Below are 22,334 nucleotides of genomic sequence, written 5' to 3'. Positions count from 1 at the left end.
GCTCGCCGGAGCGAAGTGCCCGATGAGTGTGATGACTGTGAGGAATACCGATACCTCACAGTCATCACGCTCGTCTCGGCGGATGCCACCACGAAGGCCACGCTCCGTGTCCAGCCTTCCGGCACCCCACCATGGGCCGGCGCGGTCCGCCTGCGTCACTCCGACGGGTGGACCAGCCTCGCCTCGTAGGCGGCGATGACCAGGTGAACCCGGTCGCGGGCGCCGAGCTTGGTGAAGAGCCGCGCGACGTGCGCCTTGGCGGTGGCCACGCTGATGAACAGGTGGGCGGCGATCTCGGCGTTGGACATGCCCCGCGCGACCAGGGTGAGGACCTCCCGCTCCCGCACGGTGACGCTGGGCAGCGCGCGCGGGCGGGGTACCGGGCCGGGCCGGCGCGCGAACTGGGCGATCAGCCGGCGGGTGACCCCCGGCGCGATCAGCGCGTCCCCGGCGGCGACCACCCGGACGGCGTCGAGGATGTCGTCGAGTGCCATGTCCTTCACCAGGAACCCGCTCGCGCCGGCGCGCAACGCGGCGTGCACATGGTCGTCGTCGTCGAAGGTGGTGAGGACCAGCACCCGGCTCGGGCCGCCGGCCGCGGTGATCACCCGGGTCGCCTCGATGCCGTCGGTCCCGGGCATCCGCAGGTCCATCAGCACCACGTCCGGCGCGACCTCGCGGGCCAGCCGGACCGCCTCGGCGCCGGTCCCCGCCTCCCCCACGACGTCGATGTCGGGGGCGTCGGCGATCAGCACCCGCAGGCCGGCGCGCACCAGCGGCTGGTCGTCGGCGAGCACCACCCGGACGCTCACCGGGACACCACCGGCATCGGCAGCCGGGCGGCGACCCGGAAGCCGCCCTCGGGGCGGGGACCGGCGTGGAACCAGCCGTCCAGCAGGCGCGCCCGTTCCCGCATCCCGACCAGACCGTGCCCCTCGTTCCCGACCGGACCGCCGCGGCCGTCATCGACCACCTCCACGACCACCTCGCCGGGCGACCGCTCGACGGTGACCCGGCAGCGGTCGGTGCCGGCGTGCCGCACCACGTTGGTCAGCGCCTCCTGCACGATCCGGTACGCCGCCAGGTCGACCTCGGGTGGCAGCGGACGGGGTTCGCCCCGCCGACGCAGCTCCACCCGTACCCCGGCGTCCGCCGCGGCCGTGACCAGCCGGTCCAGGTCGGCCAGCCCCGGGGTGGGCTCCAATGACGCCGTGATCCCCTCGGGACGCCGGAGCGCGCCGAGGGTACGCCGCAGTTCGGCCAGGGTCTCCCGGCTGGCGGTCTCGATGGTGGCCAGCGCGGCGCGGGCCTCCCCGGGCTGGGTGTCGATGACCCGGGCACCCACCCCGGCCTGGATGGCGATGACGCCGATGCTGTGCGCGACCAGATCGTGCAGCTCCCGGGCGATCCGCAGCCGCTCGGCGGTGATGGCCTGGGCCGCCGACTGCGCGCGCAGCGCCCGGGCGTGCTCGCGGCGCTGTCGCAGCGCCTGCCCCAGGGTCACCGCGGTCACGAGCCCGAGCACCACGACCGCGAAGGGACCGGGGAGACCGGCGTTCGCGTGGTGGTACGTCGCGGCGGCGAGCTGACCGACGGCCGCCAGGCCGACCGCGACGGCGGTGACCCGGAACGGCCGACGCGACGCCACGTACCCGACGACGGCATCGGCGAGCAGGAAGAGCAGGTACTGGCTCTCCAGGCGGGGTGCCGTCACGGCCACGTGGAACGAGCCGGCCAGCAGCAGCGCGAGCGCCAACAGCGGCCGACGGCGCACCAGGCCCACCAGCAGACCGGAGACGACGACCGGCAGCAGGACCGGCAGCACCGGGTCGTCGGTCGGCACGTTCAGCACCACCACGTGCAGCGCCAGCGGGTAGGCCACCGCACCCGCCCAGGCCGGCAGGGTCCCCACCCGGGCCGGTACGCGCCCGGCCGGCACGGGGGAAGCGACATCCTCGGCGTCCATCCGGCGATCGTAGGCACCCCGACGGGGCCCGGTCATCGGCCGACGGGCGTACGCCCCGAGGCGGACCACGGGCCGGACGATGTGGTCGGCGGTGCGATGATCCGCAGCCCGCGACCGGGCAACGTCGAGCACATGATCGAGCTACGTGACCTGACGAAACGGTACGGCGCCACCACGGCGGTGGACCGGCTGACCCTGACCGTCCAGCCTGGACGCGTGACCGGCTTCCTCGGCCCCAACGGCGCCGGCAAGTCCACCACCCTGCGCATGATCGTCGGCCTGACCACCCCGACCGGTGGCGCGGTGACCGTCGACGGAGTCCCGTTCCGGGACCGCTCGCGGGGGCTGCACCACATCGGCGCGCTGCTGGACGCCGGTGACGTGCACGGCGGGCACACCGCGGCGGCGCACCTGGGTGCGCTGGCCCGCAGCAACCGCATCCCGTCCCCTCGGGTGGACCGGGTGCTGCGGGAGGTGGGGCTGGCCACGGTGGCCCGGCGCCGGATCGGGCAGTTCTCCCTCGGCATGCGGCAGCGGCTCGGCATCGCCGCCGCCCTGCTCGGTGACCCGCCGGTGCTGCTCTTCGACGAGCCGTTCAACGGCCTCGACCCGGAGGGGGTGCGCTGGGTACGCGGACTGTTCCACCGGCTGGCCGACGAGGGACGGACGGTCTTCGTCTCCAGCCACCTGATGAGCGAGATGGAGAACACCGTGGACCACCTGGTCGTCATCGGCCGGGGCAGGTTGATCGCCGAGGAGAGCCTGGCCGAGTTCGCCGCCCGCAGCAGCCGTCCCACCGTGCTGGTGCGGACGCCCGACGCCGCCGCGCTCCGGTCCGCGCTGGTCGAGGCGGGCGCGACCGTGCTCCCCGACGGCGACACCGCCCTGACCGTGACCGGCCTGACCACCGAGGAGATCGGTGAGCTGGCCTTCCGGCGCGGCGTCGTGCTCCACGAGATGGCCACCCGGGCCACCACCCTGGAAGAGGCGTTCATGCGGCTGACCGCCGACACCGTCGAGTACGCCGCCGAGGAGTCGCGCCGATGACCGTACGGGAGATCACCCCGACCGACCGGGAGCGGCTCGTGCCCGCGGCCCGGTTCCGCGATCTGCTGGCCGCCGAGTGGATCAAACTCTGGTCGCTCCGCTCGACCCGCTGGTCGTTCCCCCTCGTCCTGCTCTTCGTGGCGGGGGTGAGCGCCAACGCGGCCCTCGCCGACCACCGCAACTGGCCGACGTACTCGGCGGAGCGCCGTGAGCTGTTCCGCCTGTACGGGGCGTTCTTCGACGCCTTCCCCGTGGCCGGCTACCTGTTCTTCATCCTCGTCACCACCACGATCGGGGCGATGACGGTGGTCGGCGAGTACCAGAGCGGGCTGATCCGCACCACCTTCGCCGCCGTGCCCGCCCGTCGGTCGGTGGTGGCCGCGAAGGCGGCCGTGCTGACCGCCGTCATGCTCGGGCTCGGCGCGCTCACCGCGGCGGCGTCGTCCGGCGTCTCCCAGGCGATCCTGGCCGGCCGGGACGCGAACTTCTCGCTCACCGATCCCGGGGTGCCCCGGGCGCTGGCCGCGACGGCCCTGCTCGCGCCGGTCTGCGCGCTGGTCGGCCTTGGACTGGGCGCGCTGCTGCGGCACACCGCCGCCGCCGTCGGGGCGGCCATGTCGGTGCTCGTGCTCCTGCCGTTGGTCGTCGACAGCGACCGGTACCGGTGGGTGGCCGAGCTGCACAACGCCCTGCCGACCACGGCCTGGTTGCGGTTGATCGAGGTGAACACCGACACGGTGGTGGTGGACCCCATCCCGGCCACGATCGCCGGCTCCTGGACGGTCTACGCCGCCTGGTCGGCCGCCGCGGCCCTGGTCGCCCTCGTCGCCGTGCACCAGCGGGAACCCTGACCCCGCGGGTACCGGAACCCGAACGGCCGGAGGCGCACCCCGCGACGGGGTGCGCCTCCGGTGGACACGAACGGGGTCAGGCGACGACCGAGACCATCCGGCCCTTCACCACGATGACCTTGCGGGGCTCCTTGCCGGCCAGCGAGCCGGCCACCGCCTCCAGGGCCGCCGCGCGGACGGTCTCCTCCGAGGCGTCGGCGGGAACCTCGACCCGGCCGCGGACCTTGCCGTTGACCTGCACCGGGTAGGTCACCGTCTCGGCGACCAGCAGCGCCGGGTCGGCGACCGGGAAGTCCGCGTACGTCAGCGAGGTCTCGTGCCCCAGCCGCCGCCACAGCTCCTCGGCCACGTGCGGGGCGAACGGCGCCAGCATCAGCACCAGCGGCTCGGCCACCTCGCGCGGGGTCTCCGCCAACCGGGTCAGGCCGTTGGTCAGCTCGATCAGCTTGGCGATCGCGGTGTTGAACCGGATCGCCTCCATGTCGCCGCGGACCCCGTCGACCACCTTGTGCAGCAGCCGCCGGGTGGCCTCGTCGGCCGGGGCGTCGGTGACCCGCAGCGCCCCGGTCTGCTCGTCGACGACCGCCCGCCAGACCCGCTGCAGGAAGCGGTACGACCCGACCACCGCGCGGGTCTCCCACGGGCGGGAGACCTCCAGCGGGCCCATCGACATCTCGTAGACCCGGAAGGTGTCCGCGCCGTACGCGGCGCACATCTCGTCGGGGGTGACGACGTTCTTCAGGGACTTGCCCATCTTGCCGTACTCGCGCTTGACCTGGGTGTCGCCCAGGTAGAAGCCGCCGTCGCGCTCGGTGACCTCCTCGGCCGGCACGTAGGCACCTCGGGCGTCGGTGTACGCGTACGCCTGGATGTAGCCCTGGTTGAACAGCTTGCGGAACGGCTCGATCGACGAGACGTGGCCCAGGTCGTACAGCACCTTGTGCCAGAAGCGCGCGTACAGCAGGTGCAGCACGGCGTGCTCGGCGCCGCCGACGTACAGGTCGGTGCCGCCGGAGTCGCCCTCGCCGCGCGGACCCATCCAGTACCGCTCGTTCTCCGCGTCGACGAACCGGTCCGGGTTCGTCGGGTCCAGGTAGCGCAGCTCGTACCAGCAGGAGCCGGCCCACTGCGGCATCACGTTGGTCTCGCGGGTGTAGCGCTTCGGCCCGTCACCCAGGTCCAGCTCCACCTCGACCCAGTCCCGGCGGCGCGACAGCGGCGTCTCCGGGTTGCTGTCGGCGTCGTCCGGGTCGAACGTCTTCGGCGAGAAGTCGTCCACCTCGGGCAGCTCGACCGGCAGCATTTCCTCCGGCAGCGCGATCGCCGCCCCGGTCTCGTCGTAGACGATGGGGAACGGCTCGCCCCAGTAGCGCTGCCGGGAGAAGAGCCAGTCGCGCAGCCGGTAGGTCACCGCGCCGGCGCCGTGCCCGTTGGCCTCCAGCCACTCGATGATCCGCGCCTTGGCGTCGGTGACCCCCAGGCCGTTCAGGTCCAGGCCGCGGTCGGGCGCCGCGCTGTTGATCGCCGGCCCGTCCCCGGTGTACGCCTTGCCGTCGAAGCCCTCCGACGGCTGCACGGTACGCACGATCGGCAGCTCGAAGACCTCGGCGAAGGCCCAGTCCCGCTCGTCCTGGGCGGGCACCGCCATGATCGCGCCGGTGCCGTAGCCGGCCAGCACGTAGTCGGCGATGAAGATCGGGATCTGCCCGCCGGTGACCGGGTTGGTGGCGTACGCCCCGACGAAGACGCCGGTCTTCTCCTTGGTCTCGGCCTGCCGCTCGACGTCGGTCTTGGCCGCCGCCGCCTTCCGGTACGCCTCGACGGCGGCGCGCGGGTTGGCGTGCCCGCCGGTCCAGACGTCCCGGGTCCCCTCCGGCCACGCGGCCGGCACCAGCGCGTCGACCAGCTCGTGCTCGGGGGCCAGCACCATGTAGGTGGCGCCGAAGACGGTGTCGGGCCGGGTCGTGAACACCCGGATCGGCTCCCGGTCGGTCGGGAAGTCGATGTGCGCGCCCTGGGAGCGGCCGATCCAGTTGCGCTGCATCAGCTTGATCGGCTCCGGCCAGTCCAGCGCGTCCAGGTCGTCCAGCAGCCGGTCACCGTAGGCGGTGATCCGCATCATCCACTGCTTCAGGTTGCGCTTGAAGACCGGGAAGTTGCCCCGCTCGGAGCGGCCGTCGGCGGTGACCTCCTCGTTGGCCAGCACGGTGCCCAGCCCGGGGCACCAGTTCACCGGCGCCTGCGAGACGTACGCCAGCCGGTGGTCGTCGACGACCTGCCGCCGCTCGGCCTCGGTCAGCTCGGCCCACGGGCGGCCGTCCGGGGTGGGCCGGGTGCCGCCGGCGAACTCGGCGACCAGCTCGGCGATCGGGCGGGCCCGGCGCGCGTCACGGTCGTACCAGGAGTTGAAGACCTGGAGGAAGATCCACTGGGTCCAGCGGTAGAAGTCGGTGTCGATGGTGGCCACCGAGCGCCGATCGTCGTGGGCCAGGCCCAGCCGGCGCAGCTGCTCCTTGTACCGCTCGATGTTCTGCTCGGTAGTGGTCCTGGGGTGGGTGCCGGTCTGCACCGCGTACTGCTCGGCGGGCAGGCCGAACGCGTCGAAGCCCATCGCGTGCAGCACGTTGCGCCCGGCCATCCGCTGGTAGCGGGCGAAGCAGTCGGTGCCGATGTAGCCCAGCGGGTGGCCGACGTGCAGGCCGGCGCCCGACGGGTACGGGAACATGTCCAGCACGTACAGCTTCTCCGCGCCGGAGCGCGGGTGACCCGGGTCGGCCAGCGGGCCGCTCGGGTTCGGGGCGTGGAAGGTGCCCTCCCGCGCCCAGGTGTCCTGCCACCGGCGCTCGATCTCGTCGGCCAGGGCCGCGGTGTACCGGTACGGGGGAATGTCGCCCGCCGGTGCGGCTGCCTCACTCATGGCGTCTCCTTGGCACGGTCATGTCGGATATGGGGAGCTCTGCTGCGGGCACAAAAAAGCCCCTCGCACAGGAGGGGCCGCCGTGCTGTCGCGCGTCAGCGCATCAGCACGGCCCGGTAAGAAGCAGGAACACTCCGGCCATGACCGGCAGTGTACCCCGCCGACCGGGCCGCCAGGTCGCCCGTTCCCGCCTGGTGATCACCGGCGGTGAGCGCGACGGCACGGGCGACGTCCCCCGACCTGACGAATATTCGGGCGTAACCGACCGACTGCCTGCGGGGGTCGGCGATCACGACAAACATGGTTAGCCTGAGAGGCCAGTGAGATTCCTGCGGCAGACGTGGCTCGACGTCGCGAACCCTACGGCGGGTCCAGGTGCTCTTGACAGAGCTGCCGTTCCGGCGACGAGGAGGAGGCCCGTGACACAACAGACCTGGGACGAGGTGGGCGGCCTGCTGCCGCACGACGAGTTCCGCGCCGCCAGCGAAGCCATCGTGACCAACATCGAGCAGGTCATCGAGGGCAAGACCGCTACCGTGCGCCTCGCCCTGGCCGTCCTGCTCGCCGAGGGGCACCTGCTCATCGAAGACGTGCCCGGCGTCGGCAAGACGAAGCTGGCCAAGGCCCTGGCCCGCTCCATCGACTGCTCGGTGCGCCGCATCCAGTTCACCCCCGACCTGCTGCCCAGCGACGTCACCGGGGTCAGCGTCTACAACCAGGAGACGCACGACTTCGAGTTCCGCCCGGGCGCGGTCTTCGCCAACCTGGTCGTCGGCGACGAGATCAACCGCGCCTCGCCGAAGACCCAGTCCGCGCTGCTGGAGTGCATGGAGGAGCGCCAGGTCACCGTCGACGGCGTGACGTACCAGCTCCAGACGCCGTTCATGGTGATCGCCACCCAGAACCCGATCGAGATGGAGGGCACCTACCCCCTCCCCGAGGCGCAGCGCGACCGGTTCACCGCGCGCATCGCGATGGGCTACCCGGACCCGGGCGCCGAGTTGGCCATGTTGGACGGCCACGGCGCCGCCGACCCGCTGCAGGAGCTGCGGCCGGTCTCCGACGCCGACACGGTGCGCCGGCTGATCTCCACGGTCCGCCAGGTGCACGTCGCCGACGCGGTCAAGCAGTACGCCGTCGACCTGGTCACCGCCACCCGCGAGGCGCCGGACCTGCGCCTCGGCGCCTCCCCCCGGGCCACCCTCCAGCTGCTGCGCACCGCCCGGGCGGTGGCCGCCCTGGAGGGCCGGGACTACGTGCTCCCCGACGACCTCCAGGCGCTCGCGGTGCCGGTGCTGGCGCACCGGATCATCCCGACCGCCGAGGCCCAGCTGGCCCGGCGCACCACCGACGCGATCGTCTCCGAGCTGGTGCACCGGCTGGCGCTGCCGCACGACCGCAAGCGCGCCCCGCACGACGCCCGGCCCGCCGCCGGCAACGGCCGCCCACCGTTCGAGCCGCGGAGGCCGTGAGGTGCGTGACGGGCTGCGCGGCCTGACCACCCGTGGTCGTTCCTTCCTGGCGGCCGCCGTCGCGGCCGCCGTCTCCGCCGGCATCCTCGGCGAGCGGGACCTGCTGCGGGTGGCCGTGCTGCTCGCCGTCCTGCCGCTGATGGCCGCGCTCTACGTCGGGCGCAGCCGCTACAAGCTCGCCTGCAACCGCTCGCTGGAGCCGCACCGGGTGCCGGTCGGGGCCAGCTCCCGGGTGGTGCTGCGACTGCAGAACCTCTCCCGGCTGCCCACCGGCACCCTGCTGCTGGAGGACCGGCTGCCGTACGCGCTGGGCAGCCGCCCCCGGGTGGTGCTGGAGCGGCTCGGCGCGCACCAGGCCAGCTCGGTGGCGTACACGGTCCGCGCCGACGTGCGCGGCCGGTACGAGGTGGGCCCGCTGGTGGTCCGGCTGACCGACCCGTTCGGGCTGTGCGAGCTGACCAGGGCGTTCCCCAGCACCGACCACCTCACCGTCATCCCGCAGGTCACCCCGCTGCCCTCGGTGCGGCTGCCCGGCGAGTACGCCGGCAGCGGCGACAGCCGGGCCCGGTCGGTGGCCGTGCACGGTGAGGACGACGCCGCCACCCGCGAGTACCGCCGCGGCGACGACCTGCGCCGGGTGCACTGGAAGTCCACCGCCCGCACCGGCGAGCTGATGGTCCGGCGCGAGGAGCAGCCCTGGGAGAGCCGGGCCACCGTGGTGCTGGACACCCGGGCGTACGGCCACCGCGGCGACGGCCCCACGGCGAGCTTCGAGTGGGCGGTCTCCGCCGCCGCGAGCGTCGCCGTGCACCTGCGCCAGGCCGGCTACAAGCTGCGCCTGGTCACCGGCTCCGGCGCCGACGTCGACGCCACCGAGGGGGCCGGCGACGGCCTGCTCCTCGACCACCTCGCCGACGTACGGCTGGACAAGCGCGGCGAGGTCGCCAGCCTGGTGCAGCGGGTCCGGCAGCGCGCCGACGGCGGGCTGATCATCGCCCTGTTCGGCTCGCTGAGCATCGCCGAGGCGGAGCTGCTGGCCGGGTTGCGCGGCAACGGCGCCACCTGCGTGGGTTTCCTGCTGGACAGCTCCAGTTGGCTCAACCTGCCGGAGAAGGCCCGGGCCGAGGCGGAGCACGCGCACGGCGCCGCGGCGCTGGCCCTGCTCCAGGGCGGCTGGCGGGTGATCGGCGTGGACCACGGCGGCCGGCTGCCGGCGCTGTGGCCGCAGGCGGCCCGGGGCTCGCAGGGTTTCGCGCTGCGCGCGGCGCTCGCCGAGACGGTGGCCGGTGGTGTCCGATGACGGGAAGGGTGGCGTCGTGATCGCGTCCCGGAACCTCGGCTTCGTGGCCGCCGCGGCGACTCTGCTCGCCGCGGCGCCGCTGTCGTCGATCTTCGAGCGCTGGACCTGGCTGATCCAGTCCGCCATCGCGGTGGCGGTGGTGGGCGGCGTCGCCGCGCTCACCCGGCTGCTCCGGGCCCCGCTCTGGGGCCAGGTGCTGGGCATGCTGGCCGGCCTGCTGCTCGCCCTGACCTGGCTCTTCCCCGGCGGCACCGAACTGCTCGCCTTCCTGCCCACCCCGGACACCCTGGTCCATTTCGGCGACCTGCTCCGGGGGTCCCTGCAGGACATGCGCGCCTACGGCGTCGAGGTGCCGGACACCACCCCGCTGCTGTTCATCACCGTGCTCGGGGTGGGCGGGGTGGCGGTGCTGGTCGACGTACTGGCGGTCGGGCTGCGCCGCCCGGCGCTGGCCGGCCTGCCGATGCTGGCGATCTACTCGGTCCCGGTGGCGGTGTACGTGGAGGACGTCCCCGCGCTGCCGTTCGTGATCGGCGCCGCCGGCTACCTCTGGCTGCTGGTCACCGACAACGTCGACCGGGTACGCCGGTTCGGACGCCGGTTCACCGGCGAGGGCCGGGACGTGGACGTCTGGGAGTCCTCCCCGCTGGCCGCGGCCGGGCGGCGGCTGGCGGTGGTCGGTGTGGCGCTGGCCGTGGTGGCGCCGCTGGCGGTGCCGGGGATGACCGGCGGCCTGCTCAACCACTTCACCACCGCCGGCGAGGGCACCGGCAACGGGCGCCCGGGGCAGGGCGGCGGCCCGGGCCGGATCGACCTCTTCGCCGCGCTCAGCGGTCAGCTGAACCAGTCCGAGGTGACCGACGTCGTCAAGGTCGCCACGAACGAGCCGAACCCGTTCTACCTGCGCTTCGGCGTCGCCGACGAGCTGCGGCCGGACGGCTTCCGGGTCCGCCCGCCGAACGGCCGGCCGGCCAACCGGGACCTGCCCGAGCAGGCGCGGCGCGGGGTGCAGCAGCAGACCTACCGGGCCACGGTCGAGGTGACGAAGAACCTGAACATGCCGTACCTGCCGGTCTACTCCGACCCGGTCAACACCGACGGGCTCAGCGGCAACTGGCTCTACGACCCGAACCTCGGCGTCGTCTACTCCAACCGGGACAACTCCCGCGGCAAGCGCTACTCGTTCGACTACGTCCGCTCGGCGTACACGCCGGCGGCGCTGCGCGGGGCGCCGTCGCTGCCGGCCGAGCACCCGATCAAGCGGCAGCAGACCCAGCGGCCGTTGGTGCGGGACGTCGAGCTGCTGGTGCAGCGGCTCACCCAGGGCAAGCGGAACGACTACGACACGGTCCGGGCGATCTACGACTACTTCTCCCGGGAGAACGGCTTCAGCTACTCGCTGAGCACCAAGGGCGGGACCAGCGGCGAGGACATCGTCGACTTCCTCACCAACAAGGTGGGCTACTGCCAGCAGTACGCGGCGGCGATGGCGTGGCTGGTCCGCGCCGCCGGGATCCCGGCCCGGGTGGCGTTCGGGTTCACCAACGGCGGCTCCTCCGACGGCGACGCGTACGTGCTGACCAACCGCAACCTGCACGCCTGGACCGAGGTCTACTTCGACGGCATGGGCTGGGTGCCGTTCGACGCCACCCCAGCGTACGGCGTGCAGGGCTCCACCCGCTCGGCGTGGGCCCCGGACAGCGACGCGCCGGATCCGGAGCCCTCGGGCACCACCGCGCCGGGGGCCACCCCGGACGACCCGGCCGCCTCGGCGGGACCGGACCAACCGGACGCGGCCGACCGGGAGACCGACACCGGCTTCGACCCGACCACCGGCGCTCCGGTGGAACGCGCCCCGACCTGGCCCTGGTGGACGGCCGGAGCGCTGCTGGCCCTGCTGACGCTGCTCGCGCTCCCCGCGCTGCGCCGCTCGGCGCTGCGGCGCCGGCGGCACGGCCGGCCCACCCCGGTCCCCGCGCCGGCCGCGACGGGCGGCGCCGACGCGAGCGTGGGGGCCACCCCGATGGTGGTGGTCGGGGCGGACGCCGACCGGGCCCGCGCCGACGCCCACGCCGCCTGGGACGAACTGCTCGACACCCTGGTCGACTACCGGGTGCCGGTCGACCGGACGGAGACGCCCCGGGCGACCGCGGAGCGGCTGGTCCGGGAGTCCGTCGCCGAGGACGCGGAGTCGGCGTCGGCGGTCCGGCTGCTCGGCCGGGCCGAGGAGCGGGCCCGCTACGCGCGTGACCCGCTGACCGGAGAGCCGCTGCACCCGGCGCTGCGGACGGTCCGGGGCACCCTCGCCGCGCGGGCGGACCGGCGGACCCGGTTCCTGGCGGCGGTGCTGCCGCCGTCGGTGCTGCTGCGCTGGCGACTGGCGCTGGGCGACTCGTCGTCGCGGCTGGTGACGACGGCCGGGCGGCTCCGGTACCGGCTGCTGCGGTGGAGCCCCCGACGGCTGTGGGCCGACCGCGCCGCCCGGCGCGCCTGATCCCGGACGATCGGCCCGCCGGTCCGACCCCACGGTCGGCCGGCGGGCCTTTCCGTGTCGGACGACGGGGCGGCCGGAGCCGGACGCGGTGATACGACGGAGGAGGCCGGAGTTCGTCCGGCACCCGCCGTCGCGGCGACGCCCGTCCTGCTCAGGTACCGCGGGCGTTCAGCGGTGTCCCTCCGGGCGCTGCCGCCACCGGTCCTCCATGCGGTCCAGCAGCGACGGGCGTCGACCACCCGCCCGCCCGCGCGGGCGACGACGACTCGTCGTGCCACCCACCACGTGCAGGTCGGGCGACTGTGCCCGCCGTTGCGACTGCACCGCGTAGCCCAGCGCAGCCAGCATGACGACGAACCCCGCCACTGCCAGCGGCGGAGTCTTGATCACCGCGCCGTAGACCAACAGGGCCAGGCCGACGATGACGACGCCGGCAGCGACGAGCAGACGACGCCGCGCATGGAAACGCGGGTCGCTGGCGCGCACGGCCGAGGCGAATTTGGGGTCCTCGGCAAGCGACCGCTCGATCTGCTCGAACAGCCGCTGCTCGTGCTCCGAGAGCGGCACGGCACTCCTCCCCGGTCACGTTGGTCGGCCCGGTCGGGCCGACAGACCGTGGCAGCCAACCGGCTGCTTACCGCCAAGTCTACGAGGGGGGTCGCGCGTCGGAAAGCGGGACGACCTACGGCCGGGGTTGATTTTCGCTTCGACGGGGGTGACGTTTGCCGAGCAGACTGGCCGGACCTATGACGGACCGCCCGAAACGGGCAGCCGCGGCGTCCGCGGCGGCTTCCGCCTCCCGCCATCCGCGCTCGGGCGCGCCGAGGGTCAACTGGCGCGGCGTCTCCGCCACGCCGCTGAGCCCTTCCGCCCGCACCCCCACCAACCGGACGCGCTCCCCCGGGTCGAAAGCGGTGTAGAGCCCCCAGACCGTGTCGAACATCTCCCGGGCCACGTCCGTCGGCACCCCGAGGGTGCGGGACCGGGTGACCGTGCGGAAATCGGACAACCGCACCTTCAGCGAGATCGTCCGCCCGACCTGCCCCGCCCGGCGCAGCCGGACGCCGACCTTCTCACTGAGGGCGAGCAGCGCCCGGCGGATCTCCAGCGGGTCACCGACGTCCGCGTCGAAGGTCACCTCGGCGCCGATCGACTTCTCCACGTGCTCGGGGCTGACCGTCCGCGGGTCCCGCCCCCACGCCAGCTCGTGCAGGTGGGTCGCGGAGGCGGCACCGACGGCCTTGCGGAGCATCCCGAACGGCGCCTGGGCGAGATCGCCGACGGTGGCCAGGCCGAGCCGGCGCAGCGTCTCCGCCGACCGCTCGCCCACCCCCCAGAGCGCGTCGACCGGCAGCGGGTGGAGGAATTCCAGCACCCGGTCGGCCGGCACCACGAGCAGGCCGTCCGGCTTTGCCCGGGTGGAACCGAGCTTGGCCACGAACTTGGTCGGCGCCACCCCCACCGAACAGGTCAGCCCCTGCTCCTCGGCCACCCGGCCGCGGATCAGGCGGGCGATCGCGGCCGGCGAGCCGAACAGCCGCCGGGCGCCGGCCACGTCGAGGAACGCCTCGTCCGTGGAGAACGGCTCGACCAGCGGGGTGACGTCCCGGAAGATCTGCATCACCGCCCGGGAGGCCGCCGAGTACTGCGCGAAATCCGGCGGGAGGTAGACGGCGTGCGGGCAGAGCGCCCGGGCCCGCATGGTCGGCATGGCGCTGCGCACGCCGTAGCGGCGGGCCTCGTAGCTGGCGGAGCTGACCACCCCGCGCGGCCCGACCCCACCGACCACCACGGGCCGGCCGCGCAGCTCGGGACGGCGCCGCACCTCGACCGAGGCGAAGAACGCGTCCATGTCGACATGGAGGACGGGGCAACCGGTGTCGTCGGCCTCCGGCCCGAAACGCGGGTCGCCGCCGTCGCGCTCCGACCCGGGGCGCGGGTCATGCCCGCGCGCAAACGACTGGCTCCGACCCATTCCCGCAGGTTAGCCGCCCGGTACGACAGCCGGCGGGTCAGCCCCGGACCACCAGCAGCGGGATGGTCATCTCGGCCGCGGTGTCCGCCCCGTGGTACGCCACCAGCCGGGACACCGCCGGCGGCTCCGAGCGGGTGGCCAGCACGGCGTACGTGCCGTGGCAGGTGACCACCACGTCACCGATGCGCCGCAGGTGCTCCTCGGGCACCGGACCGAACCGGCCGGCGGCGACCGCCTCCTCCCGGGTCTCGACCCGGGCCGCCCCGCCCAGCACCTCCGACCAGGCGGCCACCACGTCCGGCGCCGCGCCCGGCTCCACGTGCAGGTAACGCACCCGGGGCTCCCCGGCCACCACCCGCACCCCGGCCCGCAGCCGCAGGTCGGTGTCCAGGTCGAAGCGGTGCGCGGCGGGCACGTCGAGCTGGCCGTGGTCCGCGGTCACCAGCAGCCCGGCGTCCGACGGCAGGCCGTTGACGAGCCGGGTGAGCAGCACGTCCACCTCGGCGGCGGCGACCCGCCACGGCGCCGAGTCGACCCCGGTGAGGTGCCCGTTCCGGTCCAGGTCCGGGTGGTAGCCGGAGACCAGAGTGGGCCCGGCACCGGCGGAGAGCGCGGCGAGCATCGTCCGGGCGAGGGCGTCCACCCCGGCGGCGCCCCGGTAGTCGCCGCCCCGGTTGGCGGCCAGGGTCAGCCCGCTGCCGGCGTACTCCGGGCGGCTCACCACCGTCACCGCCACCCCGGCGGCGCGGGCCCGCTCGAACTGGGTCCGCACCGGCTGCCAGCGCAGCGGCTCCGGGTCGCCGGCCCACTCGATGTGGTTGAGCACCCGCTCGGTGCCCGGGACGCGGACGGTGAATCCGAGCACGCCGTGCGCCCCGGGCGCGGCGCCGCTGCCGAGGCTGACCAGGCTGGTCGGGGTGGTGGACGGGAAACCCGAGGTCAGCGGCCGGCCCACCGTGGCGGCCAGCCCGGCCAGGGTCGGCGCGTACGGGGCGGCGGTCGGGATCTGGTACCAGCCGAGGCCGTCGACGAGCAGGACGGCGATCCGGCGTACCCCGGCCAGCCGGGAGGTCAACCCGAGCAGGTCGGCGGCGCCGGGGACGCCGAGCACCGCGAGCGCGCTGGGCAGCACGTCGGCCAGGCTGCCGCCGCCGTAGCGCGGCGGGACCACCGCCAGCGGTCCGCGCGGCCCGTCCGGCCCCGGCACGCCGGTCATGCCGGGCGGCGGGCGAACAGGTGCAGCTGGGCGGCGAGGTCCCGGTACGGCGACCGGGCGGCCAGCGCCCGTTCCAGCTCGACCAGGGCGCCCGGCTGGCCGTCGGCCACCGCGGCGGGGAGCAGGTCGGCGAGGACGCGTACCCCATGGATCTCCTCCACGGTGAGCCCGGCGGCGCGCAGCAGCGCGGCGGCGCCGTCGGCGTCGAAGCGGCGGCGCAGCGTGTCCCGCGGGCCGGCGGAGCCGTCCGGAGCGGCGGCGAGGGCGGCGGCCACGTCCAGGTGGCCGTTCATCGCCCGACCCAGCACCGCGGCGGCCCGCCCGGCGACCAGCACGCTCGCCGCCCCACCGGGGCGCAGCGCGGTGACCAGCGCGGCCACCACCGGTGCGGGGTCGTCGACCACCTCCAGCACCGAGTGGCAGAGGACCAGGTCGGCGCCGGCCGGCTCGACCAGCCCGGTCATCGCGTCGCCGTCGCCCTGCACGGCACGGACCCGGTCGGCGACCCCGGCCTCGGCGGCCCGGCGGGTCAGCGCGGCGAGCGCGTCCGGGCTGGCGTCGACCACGGTGACCCGGTGCCCGGCCTGGGCGAGCGGCACGGCGAAACCGCCGGTGCCGCCCCCCACGTCGAGCACGGTCAGCTCGTCGCCGGGGCGTCGGTCCAGCTCCGCGGCGAGGACCGACCAGATGACAGCGGTACGGGGGGTCAGCGGCGGCCCGGTGAACCGGCCTCGGGTCTGCTCCACCCGGTCGAGCCTAGTCACCCGCGCCGCCCGACCCCCCGCTGGCGGTGGGTGGAGTTCGGTCGGTGCGTCAGGACTCGCCGCCGCCGGCGGGGTCCTCCTCGGCGCGCGAGCGCTGGGCGTTCGCCACCGGACCGTCGGTCACCTGGTACTCGCGCGGCTCGGCGTCCTGCGCCGGCGTCCAACCGGTGCCCAGTCGGGTGCGGCGGGCGTTCGCCACGCCACCGGTGTAGGTGCTGTTCCCCGTCACTGGTCTTCCCCCTTGCGGCGAGCGGGCCACTCTGCCCGCACGACCTCGAAGTGTCCCGCCTTCCGCCCCCGAAAACCGTAATGTGGATCACTCCGGTCAGCGGAAATCCCGGGACGCCGGGCTGACCGGCGGCTCGATCGCGTCCAGCCGGTCGGCGGTGAGGCTGGTGACCCCCTCGTGCCGGTGCAACCGGCCCCGGACCACCAGCGCCGCGCTGGTGCGGGCGACCCGGCGGTAGCGCTGCCACAGGCCCGGGGAGCAGGTGACGTTGAGCATGCCGGTCTCGTCCTCCAGGTTGAGGAAGGTGACCCCGCCTGCGGTCGCCGGTCGCTGCCGGTGGGTGACGATCCCGCCGACCCGGATCCGCCGGCCCGGCTCCACCCGGCCGAGCCGATCGATCGGCACCGCGCCCAGGGCGTCGAGCCGGTCCCGGATGAACCGGGCGGGGTGGCTCTCCGGCGACAGGCCGGTCGCCCAGACGTCGGCGACCAGCCGGTCCACCGCCTCCAACCCCGGCAGGGTGGGCGCGGCCGTGCCGGTCACCGTGCCGGGCAGCCGGCCCGGCCGGTCCTGGGCCGCCGCACCGGCGGCCCAGAGCGCCTGCCGCCGGGTCAGCCCGAAGCAGGCGAAGGCGTCCGCGGTGGCCAGCGCCTCCAGCTGCGCGGCGGTGAGACCGACCCGGCGGGCCAGGTCCGGCATGTCCCGGTACGGCCCGTGTGCCGCCCGCTCCGCCTCGATCCGCTCGGCCACGTCCTCGCCGAGGGTACGTACGCTGCCCAGCCCCAACCGGACCGCCGGGCCGCCCAGCCCCCAGGCGTGCGGCGGCTCCCCCGGCCGGCTGCCCCACCGGGTCTCCGGGGTCGACTCCAGCACCGCCTTGGCGCCGCTGGCGTTGACGTCCGGCCGGCGCACCTCGACGCCGTGCCGGCGGGCGTCGTCGACCAGGGTCTGCGGGGAGTAGAAGCCCATCGGCTGGGCGTTGAGCAGCGCGGCCAGGAACGGCGCCGGGTGGTAGCGCTTGAGCCAGGAGCTGGCGTAGACCAGGTAGGCGAAGCTCATCGCGTGGCTCTCCGGGAAGCCGTAGCTGGCGAACGCGGTGAGCTTGCGGTAGACGTCGTCGGCCAGCTCGCCGGTGATGCCCCGCTCGGCCATCCCGGCGTAGAGCCGGTCGGCGATCTGCGCCATCCGCTCGACCGAGCGCTTGGCCCCCATCGCCCGGCGCAGCTGGTCGGCCCCGGCCGCGTCGAAGCCGGCCAGGTCGATCGCCAGCTGCATGAGCTGCTCCTGGAACAGCGGCACGCCGAGGGTCTTCTCCAGCGCGTTGCGCATCAGCGGGTGCGCGTACGTCACCGGCTCCTGGCCGTTCTTGCGCCGGATGTACGGGTGCACCGAGCCGCCCTGGATCGGGCCGGGCCGGATCAGCGCCACCTCGACCACCAGGTCGTAGAACTCGCGGGGCTTGAGCCGCGGCAGGGTCGCCATCTGGGCGCGGCTCTCCACCTGGAACACCCCGACCGAGTCGGCCCGGCAGAGCATGTCGTAGACCTCGGGGTCGTCCAGCGTCATGTCGCCCAGGTCCAGGGTCATCCCGATCATGTCGTAGCCGTAGTGCAGCGCGGAGAGCATGCCGAGGCCGAGCAGGTCGAACTTGACCAGGCCGACCGCGGCGCAGTCGTCCTTGTCCCACTGGAGCACGCTGCGCCCGGGCATCCGGCCCCACTCCACCGGGCAGACCTCGATCACCGGCCGGTCGCAGATCACCATGCCGCCGGAGTGGATGCCCAGGTGCCGGGGGAACGTCTGCAACTCGTTGGCGTACTCGACGACCTGCTCGGGGATGTCCGCCACGTCGACCGAGGCGATCGAGCCCCAGCGGTCGATCTGCTTGCTCCAGGCGTCCTGCTGACCGGGGGAGAAACCGAACGCCTTGGCCACGTCCCGCACCGCCGACCGGGGCCGGTAGGAGATGACGTTGGCGACCTGGGCGGTGTGCTCCCGGCCGTACCGGGCGTAGACGTGCTGGATCACCTCCTCCCGGCGGTCGGACTCGATGTCCACGTCGATGTCGGGCGGGCCGTCCCGCTCGGGGGCGAGGAAACGCTCGAAGAGCAACCGGTGCCGGACGGCGTCCACGTTGGTGATCCGCAGCGCGTAGCAGACCGCCGAGTTCGCCGCCGAGCCCCGACCCTGGCAGTAGATGTCCTGCTCGCGGCAGAACGTGACGATGTCGTAGACCACCAGGAAGTAGCCGGGGAAGCCCAGCTCCTCGATCATCCGCAGCTCGTGTTCCAGCTGCGCGTACGCCTCCGGGTGCGCCTCGGGCGGGCCGTACCGCTCCCGGGCGCCGTCCATGGTGAGTCGGCGCAGCCAGCTCATCTCGGTGTGTCCCGGCGGCACCGGGTACGCCGGCAGCTGCGGCGCGACGAGCTGGAGGTCGAAGGCGAGCTCGGCGCCGAACTCCGCGGCCCGGGCCACCGAGCCCGGGTACGCGGCGAACCGGGCCGCCATCTCCGCGCCGCTGCGCAGGTGGGCGGTGGCGGCGGCGGGCAGCCAGCCGTCGATCTCGTCGAGGCTGCGCCGGGCCCGCACCGCGGCCAGGGTGGTGGCGAGCCGCCGCCGACCCGGGGTCGCGTAGTGCACGTTGTTGGTGGCCACCGTGGGCAGCCCGGCGGTGGCGGCCAGCTCGGCGAGGGCGTCGTTGCGGTCGGCGTCGACCGGGTGCCCGTGGTCGGTCAGCTCCACCGCCACCGTCTCCGCGCCGAAGAGCGCGGTCAGCCGGTCCAGCTCGCGGGCCGCCGCGTCCACCCCCTCGGTGAGCAGCGCCGCCGGCACGTGCCCCTTGCGGCAGCCGGTGAGCACCAGCACGTGGTCGCGCAGCTCGGCAGCCACCTCCTCCAGCTCCCCGTAGACCGGGCGGCCCTTCTCGCCGCCGCGTAGCTGGGCGCGGGAGATGGTGGCGGCGAGGCGGGCGTACCCCTCGTGCCCGTGGGCGAGCACCAGCAGGTGCCGTCCGAGCGGGTCGGGTTCGCCGTTCTGCGGGCCGGGCAGCCCGAGGGAGAGCTCGGCGCCGAAGATGGTCGGCAGGTGCAGGGAGCGGGCCGCCTCGGCGAATCGGACCACACCGTAGAAGCCGTCGTGGTCGGTGACGGCGAGCGCGGTCAGCCCCAGCCGGGCGGCCTCCTCGGCCAGCTCCTCCGGGTGGCTGGCGCCGTCGAGGAAGCTGAAGTTGGAGTGTGCGTGCAGCTCGGCGTAGGGGACCGTGCCGTCGGCGCGGGTCAGCTCGGGCGGTTGGTACTGGGCGCGCCGGCGGCTCCAGGCCGGGGAGTCGCCACCGTCGGCGTCGACGGCGAGCGGGTCCACCACGTGCAGGTGCCGCTCCTCGCGCGACCGCCCGTCCCGCGACCGTCCGCCGCCGGACCTGCCGTCGCCCGACCGGCCGTCGCCGGACCGGCCGGAGAGCACCCGCTCCAACTCCGACCAGGGCAGCTTCGGATTGTGGAAACTCACCGGACCGCTCCTCCGGCGTGGGACGAGGCGGGGAGCGGCAAGGGGCGCCCGCCCGGTGCCGGGGTGCGGCCGCAGTGCTCAGTCATAGATCGCCTCCACCAGCCACTGGCCGGCCTCGACCGCCAGCAGCAGCGCGGCGCCGTCGGCCAGGCAGACCTGGAACCGGGCCCGGCGCCGGGCCTCGGCCGGGGCCCACCACCGCTCGTCCACCGGCCACGGGCCGGCCCAGCCGACGATCTCCGCCGGTCGGGCGGTGCCGACGGTGAGCCGGGCCGGCGCGGCGCTCACCGCCAGCCGCGCGGTGACCACGACCGGCTCGCCGGCGGCGTCGTGCACGGTCGCGGCGAGCGGGCTGCGCAGCACCACGGCCGGCGCGGGCGGCGGCAGCCGGCCCGGCCACGGCGGAACGCCGTCACCCCGGCCCACGCCCCCACCAGCGCCACCGGCGCCACCGGCGACCCGGCCGACGCCACCGACCCGGCCGGCGCCAGCGATCCGGCCGGCGCCACCGGCACCGTCGGCCCGGCCGACGCCGGCGCCACCGGCGACCGGGGTGCTGCCGGCGGCACCGCCGACGGCCGGCTCGCCCGGCAGCGGTGGCGGGCCGGGACGGGCGGGGACCCGCTCGTCGCCCCACGGGACCAGCCGCGTCTGGTCGGCCGGGGAACGGCCGCCGCCGAGCACGGCGGTGACCACCGACTCGGGGCCGAGGATGCCCTGCACCCGGCTCAACGCCCGGTGCGCCCGTTCCCGCTCCTCACCCGCCTCGCCCCACAGCCCCGGCTGGAGCCCGGACCGGGCCAGCACCCCGTCGGGGACCAGCCGCAGGCGGACGATGCCGGCGGTCGGTCGGGCCGGGCGGGCACCGGCCCGCCCGGTGCTGCCGGAGAGCCAACCGTCGAGCTGCCAGCGAACCCGGTCGGCGATGGCCGCGGCGGTGAGCAGGCCGTCGTGCCGCCAGACCCGGTGCAGCTCCTGGCCGTGCGCGGTGACCGCCTCGATGCCGAGCCGGGTGCAGGCCAGCCCGTACGCGGCGAGCCGGTCGTGCAGCTGCTCGGCGAGCGCGCGGGCGGCGAAGGCGGCGGCGTCGACCCGGTCGAGCGGCTCGTCGTGGTCGGCGGTCACCGCCAGGTCGACCGGGGGCTGCCGGACGGCCAGCGGCCGGTCGTCCCGTCCGGCGGCGAGCTGGTGGGCGAGCGCGCCGTCGAACCCGAACCGGGCCAGCACGTCGCCGGCGGGCAGCGCCGCGAAGTCGCCGAGGGTACGCACCCCGAGCCGGCGCAGCAGGTCGGCCAGAGCCGGCCGGCCGATCGCCTCGACCGGCAGCCCGGCGAGGAACTCCGGCGTCCCGCCGGGGGGTACGACCCGACCGTCGCGGGCGGCGAGCCCGGCGGCGAAGACCCCGTCGGCGATCCCCACCTGGCTCTCCACCGCGCAGGCCTGGGCCACCTGTTCGACGATCCGCTCGGCGGCCGCCTCCTCCCCGCCGAGGTAGCGGGCGGGGCCGCGGGCGGCCACCGCGCACGCGCCGGGACGGACCACCTCGACCCCGGCGACGACCTCCTCGACGGCGGCGACCACTGGTTCGAACGCGCGGGCGTCCCGTGCGGGGTCGTGGTCGACGACGGTCAGTTGCGGGCAGCGCCCCTGCGCCTCCCGCCGGCGCAGCCCTCGCCGCACCCCCTCGGCGCGGGCCCGCTCGGAGCAGGCCACCACCCGGTTGGCGTGCAGCACCGCGACCGGGCCGGTGGCGGGCACCCCGTCGGCGATCTCGGCGGCGATGACCGGCCAGTCCGGGCACCAGAGCAGCAGGGTGCGCACCGGGGCGCCGGTCACGCCGACCCGACCAGGGTGAGCGCGCCCCGCCGGGACCGGGCGACCGGGGACGCGGCGGCCGGGCGCGGGATGACCCGGGTGAGCCCGTCGCCGGGCAGCCAGACCTTGATCTCCTTGGGGCGGGCGGCCGCGCCACGGCCGCGCGCGGACACGGTCACCTCACGGCGGCGCAGCCGGCCCCGGCCCGGCCCGAGCCCCTCCCAGGCCCCCCGGACCACCTGGAGCGTGACGTCCGCGCGGTCCCACCGGCCGTACGGGACGAAGACGCTGCCGCGCTGCCGGGCCCGGGCGGCCAGCCGCTCGGCGACCGGGGCGGAGACGGTGTGCGGCACGGCGGCCACCACCACGTCCACCCCGTCGATCAGCGCGGCGACGACGGTGGGCCACTCCGGGCCCGGATCCGGTACGAGGGCGAGCCGGTCCAGCGCGATGCCGACCTCGGCGGCCGCGCCCGCCCCGAAGGTGGGCACCCCGACCACCGCGCACCAGGAGCCGGCCCGGGACGCCTCGGCGAGCAGGGCGAGGACCAGGGAGGTGGTACCGCTGTGCCGGGGCTGGCCGGCGGAGACCGCGATCGTGCTGCCCCGGCGCAGCCCGCGGTTGGGCAGCAGGCCGGTCAGCTCGGGGGCCACCGGGAGGACCCGGTGAGCGCCCGCCGGATCCGGCGCGCTCGCCGGGCGCACCAGACCTGCCAGTGCGGCGGAACCGACCACCATGCGGCCCGCCATCGGACCTACCCCCCGTCGTGTCGTGCTGGATC

15 protein-coding genes and 2 pseudogenes are annotated in these 22,334 nt (G+C 75.1%); 5 read left to right on the top strand and 12 right to left on the bottom strand.

From position 1 onward, the window contains the following. Positions 1-155 precede the first annotated feature (155 nt). Both AC5L3Z_RS08320 and AC5L3Z_RS08315 read right to left on the bottom strand, forming a co-directional pair. Positions 156-812 carry a response regulator gene (locus AC5L3Z_RS08320; RefSeq protein WP_494840823.1) on the bottom strand — a complete coding sequence of 219 codons (657 nt, stop codon included), beginning with the start codon at positions 810-812 and terminating at the stop codon, positions 156-158. Beyond that, positions 809-1,966: a sensor histidine kinase gene (locus AC5L3Z_RS08315; protein ID WP_494840822.1), complete on the bottom strand. Its 1,158-nt coding sequence runs from the start codon at positions 1,964-1,966 to the stop codon at positions 809-811. The genes AC5L3Z_RS08320 and AC5L3Z_RS08315 overlap by 4 nt, the downstream gene beginning before the upstream one ends. A gap of 132 nt (positions 1,967-2,098) precedes the next feature. Here AC5L3Z_RS08315 and AC5L3Z_RS08310 point away from each other — a divergent pair, with 132 nt between their 5' ends. After that, the gene (locus tag AC5L3Z_RS08310) at positions 2,099-3,013 is read left to right on the top strand and encodes an ABC transporter ATP-binding protein (RefSeq protein ID WP_494840821.1); all 915 of its coding nucleotides are present in this window, start codon (positions 2,099-2,101) and stop codon (positions 3,011-3,013) included. Then, positions 3,010-3,864, top strand: a complete 855-nt coding sequence (locus AC5L3Z_RS08305; RefSeq protein WP_494840820.1) for an ABC-2 transporter permease family protein — start codon at positions 3,010-3,012, stop codon at positions 3,862-3,864. Before AC5L3Z_RS08310 ends, AC5L3Z_RS08305 begins: the two co-directional genes overlap by 4 nt. Before the next feature lie 76 nt (positions 3,865-3,940). Here the strand turns inward: AC5L3Z_RS08305 and leuS are convergent, their stop codons facing one another. Continuing rightward, the gene (gene leuS, locus AC5L3Z_RS08300; RefSeq protein WP_494840818.1) at positions 3,941-6,781 is read right to left on the bottom strand and encodes a leucine--tRNA ligase; all 2,841 of its coding nucleotides are present in this window, start codon (positions 6,779-6,781) and stop codon (positions 3,941-3,943) included. 419 nt (positions 6,782-7,200) lie between these two features. Here leuS and AC5L3Z_RS08295 point away from each other — a divergent pair, with 419 nt between their 5' ends. From AC5L3Z_RS08295 to AC5L3Z_RS08285, 3 genes are read left to right on the top strand one after another with little or no spacing between them, the layout of a single operon-like run. Next, a complete protein-coding gene (locus tag AC5L3Z_RS08295) occupies positions 7,201-8,253 on the top strand; it encodes an AAA family ATPase (RefSeq protein WP_334529869.1) in 1,053 nt (350 codons plus the stop codon). 1 nt (position 8,254) lies between these two features. Beyond that, positions 8,255-9,553, top strand: a complete 1,299-nt coding sequence (locus AC5L3Z_RS08290) for a DUF58 domain-containing protein (RefSeq protein WP_494840816.1) — start codon at positions 8,255-8,257, stop codon at positions 9,551-9,553. 16 nt (positions 9,554-9,569) lie between these two features. Beyond that, complete coding sequence (locus tag AC5L3Z_RS08285; protein ID WP_494840815.1) at positions 9,570-12,047, top strand: transglutaminase TgpA family protein; 2,478 nt, start codon at positions 9,570-9,572, stop codon at positions 12,045-12,047. A 168-nt stretch (positions 12,048-12,215) separates the two neighbouring features. Here the strand turns inward: AC5L3Z_RS08285 and AC5L3Z_RS08280 are convergent, their stop codons facing one another. The 9 genes and pseudogenes from AC5L3Z_RS08280 to imuA' all read right to left on the bottom strand — a co-directional run bounded on the left by AC5L3Z_RS08280 (position 12,216) and on the right by imuA' (position 22,302). Continuing rightward, positions 12,216-12,614: an SCO2097 family morphological protein gene (locus tag AC5L3Z_RS08280; protein WP_334529861.1), complete on the bottom strand. Its 399-nt coding sequence runs from the start codon at positions 12,612-12,614 to the stop codon at positions 12,216-12,218. Between the two features lie 115 nt (positions 12,615-12,729). Beyond that, positions 12,730-14,022, bottom strand: coding sequence for a DNA polymerase IV (locus AC5L3Z_RS08275; RefSeq protein ID WP_494840814.1), 1,293 nt, complete (start codon positions 14,020-14,022; stop codon positions 12,730-12,732). 37 nt (positions 14,023-14,059) lie between these two features. Next, entirely contained in the window at positions 14,060-15,238 is a 1,179-nt protein-coding gene (locus tag AC5L3Z_RS08270; protein ID WP_494840813.1) for an alkaline phosphatase family protein, read from the bottom strand. Further along, the gene (locus tag AC5L3Z_RS08265; RefSeq protein WP_494840811.1) at positions 15,235-16,002 is read right to left on the bottom strand and encodes a methyltransferase domain-containing protein; all 768 of its coding nucleotides are present in this window, start codon (positions 16,000-16,002) and stop codon (positions 15,235-15,237) included. Before AC5L3Z_RS08265 ends, AC5L3Z_RS08270 begins: the two co-directional genes overlap by 4 nt. 49 nt (positions 16,003-16,051) lie before the next feature. After that, the gene (locus tag AC5L3Z_RS08260) at positions 16,052-16,231 is read right to left on the bottom strand and encodes a hypothetical protein (RefSeq protein ID WP_494840809.1); all 180 of its coding nucleotides are present in this window, start codon (positions 16,229-16,231) and stop codon (positions 16,052-16,054) included. A gap of 96 nt (positions 16,232-16,327) precedes the next feature. Next, positions 16,328-19,738, bottom strand: coding sequence for an error-prone DNA polymerase (locus tag AC5L3Z_RS08255; protein WP_494840807.1), 3,411 nt, complete (start codon positions 19,736-19,738; stop codon positions 16,328-16,330). A 78-nt stretch (positions 19,739-19,816) separates the two neighbouring features. Beyond that, positions 19,817-20,149 (bottom strand): annotated as a pseudogene (locus tag AC5L3Z_RS08250) (DNA polymerase Y family protein); the annotation flags it as partial. A gap of 168 nt (positions 20,150-20,317) precedes the next feature. Then, positions 20,318-21,559, bottom strand: a pseudogene (locus AC5L3Z_RS08245) (DNA polymerase Y family protein); the annotation flags it as partial. A gap of 11 nt (positions 21,560-21,570) precedes the next feature. Then, positions 21,571-22,302 (bottom strand): DnaE2-dependent mutagenesis accessory factor ImuA', encoded by a 732-nt coding sequence (gene imuA', locus AC5L3Z_RS08240; protein WP_494840805.1) that lies wholly within the window; start codon positions 22,300-22,302, stop codon positions 21,571-21,573. Positions 22,303-22,334 lie beyond the last annotated feature (32 nt).

This window comes from Micromonospora sp. LZ37 (assembly GCF_059359015.1).
The sequence above is the reverse complement of the archived record's forward strand: the minus strand, read 5'-3'. Positions and strand labels throughout refer to the sequence as shown.

What these genes read in the sequence shown, in the direction of transcription:
- AC5L3Z_RS08315 (WP_494840822.1), bottom strand. Translation starts at nt 1,966, where the DNA reads ATGGACGCCGAGGATGTCGCTTCCCCCGTGCCGGCCGGGCGCGTACCG.
- AC5L3Z_RS08270 (WP_494840813.1), bottom strand. Translation starts at nt 15,238, where the DNA reads ATGACCGGCGTGCCGGGGCCGGACGGGCCGCGCGGACCGCTGGCGGTG.
- imuA' (WP_494840805.1), bottom strand. Translation starts at nt 22,302, where the DNA reads ATGGCGGGCCGCATGGTGGTCGGTTCCGCCGCACTGGCAGGTCTGGTG.
- leuS (WP_494840818.1), bottom strand. Translation starts at nt 6,781, where the DNA reads ATGAGTGAGGCAGCCGCACCGGCGGGCGACATTCCCCCGTACCGGTAC.
- AC5L3Z_RS08275 (WP_494840814.1), bottom strand. Translation starts at nt 14,022, where the DNA reads ATGGGTCGGAGCCAGTCGTTTGCGCGCGGGCATGACCCGCGCCCCGGG.
- AC5L3Z_RS08310 (WP_494840821.1), top strand. Translation starts at nt 2,099, where the DNA reads ATGATCGAGCTACGTGACCTGACGAAACGGTACGGCGCCACCACGGCG.
- AC5L3Z_RS08305 (WP_494840820.1), top strand. Translation starts at nt 3,010, where the DNA reads ATGACCGTACGGGAGATCACCCCGACCGACCGGGAGCGGCTCGTGCCC.